General features: G+C 27.0%; 4 pseudogenes. All 4 read left to right on the forward strand.

Annotated elements, in window-relative coordinates:
• Positions 1–46: 46 nt before the first annotated feature.
• Positions 47–295: pseudogene (locus DRW41_RS23975) on the forward strand (cbb3-type cytochrome c oxidase subunit I); the annotation flags it as partial.
• Positions 296–342: 47 nt separating this feature from the next.
• Positions 343–669: pseudogene (locus DRW41_RS23980) on the forward strand (cbb3-type cytochrome c oxidase subunit I).
• 232 nt (positions 670–901) lie between these two features.
• Positions 902–1,063 (forward strand): annotated as a pseudogene (locus tag DRW41_RS23985) (cytochrome c oxidase subunit II transmembrane domain-containing protein); the annotation flags it as partial.
• 135 nt (positions 1,064–1,198) lie between these two features.
• Positions 1,199–1,528 (forward strand): annotated as a pseudogene (locus DRW41_RS23990) (cytochrome c oxidase subunit II); the annotation flags it as partial.
• Between the last annotated feature and the right edge of the window lie 45 nt (positions 1,529–1,573).

A 1,573-nucleotide genomic window follows, 5' to 3' on the forward strand; every position in this document is an offset into this window, starting at 1 on the left:
TGGGGATCCAATTTTATTTCAACATTTGTTTTGATTTTTTGGGCATCCGGAAGTTTATATTTTAATTTTACCAGGATTTGGAATTGTTTCTCATGTTATTAGTTCTTCAGTAGGTAAGCGAGAGCCTTTTGGTAGATTAGGAATAATTTATGCTATATTAGGAATTGGGGGAATAGGATTTGTAGTTTGGGCTCATCATATGTTTTCTGTGGGAATAGATGTTGATACTCGTGCGTATTTTACTGCTGCTACTATAATTATTGCAATTCCTACTGGAATTAAGGTTTTTAGATGAATAGCTACTATTCATGGTTCTTATTTTAAAATAAATACTCCTTTAATGTGAAGTATTGGATTTGTATTTTTATTTACTTTAGGAGGGATNTTGTATTATCTAATTCATCTTTAGATGTAGTATTACATGATACGTATTATGTTGTAGCTCACTTTCATTATGTATTAAGAATAGGAGCTGTTTTTGCTATTTTAGCTGGTATAACTTATTGATTTCCTTTATTTTTTGGAGTTATTTTAAGAGAAAAAATAACTAAGTTACATTTTTATGTAATATTTATTGGGGTAAATTTAACTTTTTTTCCTCAACATTTTTTGGGATTAAATGGTATACCTCGTCGGTATTCTGATTATCCAGATGTTTTTGTTTTTTGAAATATAGTATCTTCTATAGGATCTTTATTGTCTTTATTTGCAGTTATGTTTTTTATATATATTGTTTGAGAAGGAATAGTAATAAAGTCTTTTAATTATAATGGATATTATGTTTCTTCTTCTTTGGAATGAATAAATAATATTCCTCCTTTAGATCATACTTATAATCAATTGAATTTATTAATTAAGGGAAATACTTTTGCCAACTTGAGGAACAGTTTTATTTCAAAATGGAGTTTCTTCTGTAATAGAATATTTGATTTTTTTTCATGATCATATTATAATTGTAATAATTATAATTATAGTAATGGTTGGATATGTATTAGTGAATTCTTGTATTAATAAATTTTATAATTTAAATATATTTCATGGACAAGAATTAGAAAGAATTTGAACTGTAATTCCTGCTGTTTTTCTTTTATTTATTGCTTTTCCTTCTTTACGATTATTGTATTTAATAGAAGAAAGAGAAATATATGATATAACTATTAGGGTAATAGGACATCAGTGGTATTGATCTTATGAATATAGAGATTCAGGATTTAAGTCTTTTGATTCGTATATATTGGAAGATGCAGATAGAACATTTCGTTTATTAAATGTTGATAATTCTTTAGTGATTCCTTATAATACTAGAGTTCGAATAGTTGTTTCTAGTGTAGATGTTATTCATTCTTGAACTATCCCTTCTTTAGGGGTTAAGGTTGATGCTATTCCTGGACGTTTGAATCAGTTGTCTTTAATATTTAATCGAGTAGGATTATTTTCAGGTCAGTGTTCTGAAATTTGTGGAGCAAATCATAGATTTATACCTATTATAATTATAGTTGTTCCGCGAATGGAATTTTTAATAAATTGATTTGTTTAATGGTAATGTGGCCGATATAGGTGTTAGTCTCTTAAA

It is taken from the genome of Neobacillus piezotolerans (assembly GCF_003362805.1).
Taxonomy (GTDB): domain Bacteria; phylum Bacillota; class Bacilli; order Bacillales; family Cytobacillaceae; genus Bacillus_D; species Bacillus_D piezotolerans.